This window comes from Acidimicrobiales bacterium, from assembly GCA_035316325.1.
Lineage (GTDB): Bacteria > Actinomycetota > Acidimicrobiia > Acidimicrobiales > VFJN01 > DASXTK01.
This window is the reverse complement of the sequence record DATHJB010000164.1, coordinates 1-5,627: the sequence shown is the minus strand read 5'-3', so window position 1 is coordinate 5,627 and position 5,627 is coordinate 1. Positions and strand designations below refer to the sequence as shown.

Annotated in this window: 6 protein-coding genes; 5 read left to right on the top strand and 1 reads right to left on the bottom strand. The window is 74.3% G+C overall.

All coding sequences use genetic code 11. The annotated features are described in order from the left end of the window. The 5 genes from VK611_21480 to VK611_21460 form a co-directional block, all read left to right on the top strand. The coding region (locus tag VK611_21480) for a hypothetical protein (protein HMG43919.1) at positions 1-749 on the top strand (749 nt) is incomplete at its 5' end. 98 nt (positions 750-847) lie between these two features. After that, positions 848-2,422: an AMP-binding protein gene (locus VK611_21475; protein ID HMG43918.1), complete on the top strand. Its 1,575-nt coding sequence runs from the start codon at positions 848-850 to the stop codon at positions 2,420-2,422. Positions 2,423-2,439: 17 nt separating this feature from the next. After that, on the top strand, positions 2,440-2,598 hold the full coding sequence (locus VK611_21470; GenBank protein ID HMG43917.1) for a hypothetical protein: 159 nt from the start codon (positions 2,440-2,442) through the stop codon (positions 2,596-2,598). Next, on the top strand, positions 2,595-3,359 hold the full coding sequence (locus VK611_21465; GenBank protein ID HMG43916.1) for an SDR family oxidoreductase: 765 nt from the start codon (positions 2,595-2,597) through the stop codon (positions 3,357-3,359). The genes VK611_21470 and VK611_21465 overlap by 4 nt, the downstream gene beginning before the upstream one ends. Positions 3,360-3,406: 47 nt before the next feature. Beyond that, positions 3,407-4,783, top strand: coding sequence for an NADP-dependent succinic semialdehyde dehydrogenase (locus tag VK611_21460; protein HMG43915.1), 1,377 nt, complete (start codon positions 3,407-3,409; stop codon positions 4,781-4,783). A 12-nt stretch (positions 4,784-4,795) separates the two neighbouring features. On the opposite strand, the gene VK611_21455 is transcribed toward VK611_21460, so the two are convergent. Continuing rightward, on the bottom strand, positions 4,796-5,627 hold an 832-nt coding region (locus VK611_21455; GenBank protein HMG43914.1), incomplete at its 5' end, for an NAD(P)-dependent oxidoreductase.

The window sequence follows — 5,627 nt, the reverse complement described above, 5'->3', positions numbered from 1 at the left end:
GCGGCTGCTCCGACTGCGACGACCGTCGCACCCTGGCCCTCAGCCCCGAGGCGATGTTCGCCGCCGTGCCGCTCGTGACCGCCGGCCCGGTGCTCAAGGCCGAGGCCGCCGCGGCCCTCGCCGCCTCCGGGGTCCCGACCTCGCCGGGGAGCCCCGAGCCTCGCCCGCCGGGCAGGTCGGGGTCGGGGGCCCGCCGCCGCGTCGCGCTGCTCATGGCGGCGGCGGTCGCCGCCGTCGCGGCCGTGGTGTTCCTGGGGACCCGGGGTGGTCCCGGCGACGACGCCCTGGACCTGGTCGATGCCCCGAGCGAGACCTCCACCACCGTCGAGACGTCGACCACCACCGGGGCCGACGCGCCGGCGACGTCGGCGACCGACCCCGCGCCGCCGCCGACAGCGGCCGCGGTGAGCGAGCCGGACCCGGTCGTGGTCTCCCCGACCACCACCGACCCGCCGGGCACCACCACCACCGCCGAGCCGGCCCCACCGGCGCCCGCCCCGCCGGTGGTCGGCGGCTTCCGGGCCACGCCGGTGAGCACCGGCAACTGCGCCACGCCGAGCCAGACCTTCACCACCTTCCTCTGGAGCAGCACCGACGCCACGAGCGCGCGGCTCGGACCGGCCGGGGGCACCGCCGCCCCGGTCGACCCGTCGGGCAGCCACACGGCCTGTGCCGTGAGCGGCAGCGCCTGGGTCCTCACCGTGACCGGTGCGGGCGGCACCGACTCGGCCACGGCCACCGTTCCCTGACACCCTCACGCCGCCTCCGCTGCTGTGTGCTCGGCGCCCTCAAGGCATAATCATTGAAAGGTTGGCGAGAGAGAGATCGAGGGGGACGGGGCACGCTGATGGACGTGACACCACGGTCGGTCGCCCGGCTCCTGGAGGCCCCGCTGGCGGCCGTGCCGGAGGAGGAGGCGGTCGTCGGGCCGGCCGGGCGGTTGAGCTATCGGGAGCTGGACGACGCCGTGGAGCGGGCTGTCGCGGCGCTCCACGGGCTGGGGGTCGGGACGGGGACGACGGTGGCGGCGTCGTTGTCCAACGACCTCGACATCGTGGTGGCGTTCCATGCGGTGATGCGGCTCGGCGGGGTCTGGGTCGGCATCAACCGGAACCTGGCCCCGCCCGAGAGGGCGTACATCCTGGAGGATTCGGGCGCCTCCCTCTACCTGTCCGACGCCGAGACCGCCGCCGGGATGCGCGCCGCCCTCGACGTGGTCGTGGTCGACCGCGGCGACGTCGCGCTCGGGCGCGGGCCGTGGGACCAGGCCGCCGGGGATCCCCGGGACCGGCCGCCCGTCGACCCCCTGGCGCCCGCCGGCCTCGCCTACACGAGCGGGACGACCGGGCGGCCCAAGGGCGTGGTCCACAGCCAGCACAACCTGGTGGTGCCCGGCGAGGTCCTGGTGGCGACCCGGGGATGGGACGGGAGCCTCCGCAAGGGCGACTGCCTGCCCCTGACGATCCTCAACCTGATCGTGCTGTCGACCCTCACGACAGCGCAGGCCCACGGCACCTGCGTGCTGATCGACCGCATGGACGCGGCCGGGATCACCGAGCAGCTGCACCGTGAGCGGGTCACGACCTGGAACGGCGTGCCGGCCCTGCTGTCGACCATGGCGAAGGCCCCCGAGATCCTGCCCTCCCACCTGGCCACGCTGGACGAGGTGTGGACGGGTGGCGACGCCTGCCCGCCGGAGATCAAGCAGCAGTTCCGGGCCAAGTTCGGGGTCACCCCGGTGTCGACCTACGGGCTCACCGAGGCCCCGACCATCGTCGCGATCGACGACCGGGGCACGCCCGGGCCCGACGGGGCGAGCGGCCGGACCCTCCCGCACCTCCGGCTGACGATCCGCGGCCCGGACGGTCGTGCCCTGCCGCCGGGCGAGGGCGAGGTGGGCGAGGTCGGCCTCGAACCGGTCACCGAGGGGCGTTGGGCCGGCCTGTACCGGTCGATGCTCGGCTACCTCGGCAACGAGCAGGCCACGGCCGAGGCCTTCAGCGACGGTGTGCTCCTCACCGGTGACCTCGGCGAGATCGACGCCGACGGCTACCTGGTCATCCGGTCACGGCGCAACGCCGTGATCATCCGCGGCGGGGCGAACGTGTACCCGGCCGAGGTGGAGCGGGTGATCAACGAGGTCCCCGGGATCCGCGGTGCGGTGGTCTTCGGGGTGCCGGACGAGCGGCTCGGGCAACGGGTGGCCGCCGCCGTCGAGCTCGACCCGGGAGCCGACGTGACGGTGGAGGCCATCGTGGCGTGGTGCGCCGAGCAGCTCGCCGCCTACAAGGTGCCCGAGCGGGTGGTGGTCCTGGCGGACCTGCCGCGCAACAGCATGGGGAAGGTGGAGCGGTCGAAGCTCCCGGGGCTCATCGGCGACCGCCCGCCAGCGTCCGCGCCACCAGGTCGACGCACCAGCTGACCAGCGGGGTGTCGTTGGTGCAGCTCCACACGAGCGAGTCGAGGGCGGCCGGCGGCGGGCCCTCACTCGTGGTTCCCGCCGCCGGTGAGCACACTGTGGCGGTGCTCAGCGACCTCGATGTCCCCGCCGACGAGATCGACGCCCTCCTCACCGCCAAGGTGGTCAGGCAGCCATGACCGATCGGCGGGCGCTGTTCGACCTCGACGGGCGGGTCGCCCTGGTGACCGGCGCCTCGTCGGGGCTGGGGGCGGGTGTGGCGCGGACGCTGGCCGCGGCGGGCGCCCGGGTGGCCGTCGTCGCCCGCCGGTACGACCGGCTGACCGAGCTGGCCGACGAGATCGGTGGCCTCGCCGTCGGCTGCGACCTGCTCGACCCGGCGCAGGTCGACGGCCTCGTGGCTCAGGTGGCCGGGGAGCTGGGCGGGCCCGAGATCCTCGTGAACGTGGCCGGGATGATCGTCGGCGGCCACCCGGCCGAGAGCGAGCCGCTCGACGGCGTGCTGCAGACGCTGAACCTGAACCTCGTCGCTCCCTTCCGGCTCAGCCAGCAGGTCTTCCCCCACATGCAGGCCGCCGGGCGGGGGTCGATCGTCCACGTGTCGTCGATCAGTGCCCGGGTCGGGATCCCGGGGATCCCCCAGGCGTCGTACGCCGCCAGCAAGGCGGGGCTGTCGGGCCTCACCTCCGAGCTGGCGGTCCAGTGGGCCCGGCACTCCATCCGGGTGAACACCGTCGCCCCGGGGTTCTTCCGCAGCGAGATCACCGAGTCGCTCTACGACGACGAGCGGGGCGGCAACTGGCTGCGCCGCAACACCCCGCTGCCCTACGAGGGGACCGTCGACGACTTCCTGGGCGCGATCCTGTGGCTGGTCAGCGACGCCGGCCGCTACGTCACCGGGCAGACCGTCGTCGTCGACGGTGGCTGGACCGCCCGGTAGAACCGGTAGAAAGCCCGGTAGGACCGCGAGGAACCCCGAGGAGTGGCATGCCGATCCAGACCGTGAACCCCGCGACCGGTGAGGTGCTCAAGGCGTTCGATCCCTTGAGCGACGAGGAGATCGAGGCGCGCCTGGCGCTCGCCGCCGCGGCCTTCGCCGACCATCGCCGGACCACGTTCGCCCAGCGGGGGGAGTGGCTGCGGGCGGCGGCGGACCTGCTCGATGCCGAGCGCGACGACGTCGCCCTCACGATGACGACCGAGATGGGCAAGACGCTGGCGTCGGCGCGGGCCGAGGCCGCCAAGTGCGCCACGGGGATGCGCTTCTACGCCGAGCACGCCGAGTCGTTCCTGGCCGACGAGCCGCTGGCCGACCCGGGCGCGGTCGGGGCGAGCCGGGCGTACACCCGCTACCAGCCGCTCGGCGCCGTCCTCGCGGTCATGCCGTGGAACTTCCCCCTGTGGCAGGTCGTGCGCTTCGCCGCTCCTGCGCTGATGGCCGGCAACGTCGGGCTGCTGAAGCACGCCTCGAACGTCCCGCAGACCGCGCTGTGGCTGGAGGACCTGTTCCGCCGGGCGGGCTTCCCCGAGGGGTGCTTCCAGACGCTGCTCATCGGCGCCGGCCAGGTGGAGGCCGTGCTGCGCGACCCGCGGGTCGCCGCCGCCACCGTCACCGGCAGCGAGGCCGCCGGCCAGGCCGTCGCCTCGGTGGCGGGGCAGGAGGTCAAGAAGACCGTCCTGGAGCTGGGCGGCAGCGACGCGTTCGTGGTCATGCCGTCCGCCGACGTCGCCCGGGCCGCCGAGGTGGCGGTCACCGCCCGGGTCCAGAACAACGGCCAGTCGTGCATCGCCGCCAAGCGGTTCATCGTCCACGAGGCCGCCTACGAGGAGTTCGCCGGGGCCTTCGTCGAGCGGATGCGGTCGCTGGTGGTCGGCGATCCCCTGGATGCGGGCACCGACGTGGGCCCGCTGGCCACCGAGCAGGGGCGGGTCGACGTCGACGAGCTGGTGGCCGACGCCGCGGCGCGTGGCGCCCAGGTGCTCTGCGGCGGCGCGCCCGTGGCGGGGGCCGGCTGGTACTACCCGCCGACGGTGGTCGCCGACGTCACGCCGGCGATGCGGATCCACACCGAGGAGGTGTTCGGCCCGGTGGCCACGCTGTACCGGGTCCCCGACCTCGACGCCGCGCTCGAGCTCGCCAACGTCACCTCGTTCGGCCTCGGCTCCAACGCCTGGACCACCGATCCCACCGAGCAGGAGCGGTTCGTGGCCGACCTGGAAGCGGGAGCCGTGTTCGTCAACGGCATGACCACGTCGTACCCGGAGCTGCCGTTCGGCGGCGTGAAGCGCTCGGGCTACGGCCGGGAGCTGAGCGCGCTGGGCATCCGGGAGTTCTGCAACGCCAAGACCGTCTGGGTGGCGTGACCGAGGCGCCCGTTACGACGTTGACGGCGGGGGCCAGCTGAGCCCCGAGAGCGACGCCAACGCCTGGACCAGGGCCTGGGTGCCGTCGCGGCCGTGCCCCTGCGCCTGGAGCGCGACGTAGAGCTGGTGGGCCAGCGCCAGGCCGGGCAGGGCGAGCCGGGAGCGCTCGGCCTCGGCCAGCGCGATGCCGAGGTCCTTGACCAGGTGGTCGACGAGGAACCCGGGTGCGAAGTCGCCGGCCACGATCCGGGGCCCGAGGTTCGACAGCGCCCAGCTCCCCGCGGCGCCGCTCGCCACCGAGGTCAGCACCTGCTCGACGTCGAGGCCGACCCGGTAGGCGTAGACCAGGGCCTCCGACACCGCCACCATCGTGCTGGCGATCAGGATCTGGTTGACCATCTTGGTGTGCTGGCCGGCGCCGTGGTCGCCCTGGAGCACGACGGTCGTGCCCAGCGCCTCGAAGCAGGGGAGGACCGCCGCGAACACGTCGGCCGGGCCGCCGACCATGATCGACAGCGACGCGTTCCGGGCACCGACATCGCCGCCTGACACCGGCGCGTCGAGCGTGTGCGCGCCCCGGGCGGCGGCGGCCGCCGCGATCTCGACGGCCAACGCCGGCTCGCTCGTCGTCATGTCCACCAGCACCGTCCCGGGACGGCACGCCGAGACCGCCCCGTCCTCACCGAGCAGCACCTCACGCACGTCGTGGGGGAACCCCACCATCGAGAAGACGACGTCGCTGGCGGCCGCCACCTCGGCGGGCGTGTCGGCCCAGGTGGCGTCGTCGGCGAGCAGGCCCTCGGCCCGCTCCCGGGTCCGGGTGGTGAGGGTGACCGGGTAGCCC

Excerpts from the sequence above, each read along its gene's own strand:
- VK611_21465 (HMG43916.1), top strand. The coding sequence starts at position 2,595 with ATGACCGATCGGCGGGCGCTGTTCGACCTCGACGGGCGGGTCGCCCTG.
- VK611_21460 (HMG43915.1), top strand. The coding sequence starts at position 3,407 with ATGCCGATCCAGACCGTGAACCCCGCGACCGGTGAGGTGCTCAAGGCG.
- VK611_21475 (HMG43918.1), top strand. The coding sequence starts at position 848 with ATGGACGTGACACCACGGTCGGTCGCCCGGCTCCTGGAGGCCCCGCTG.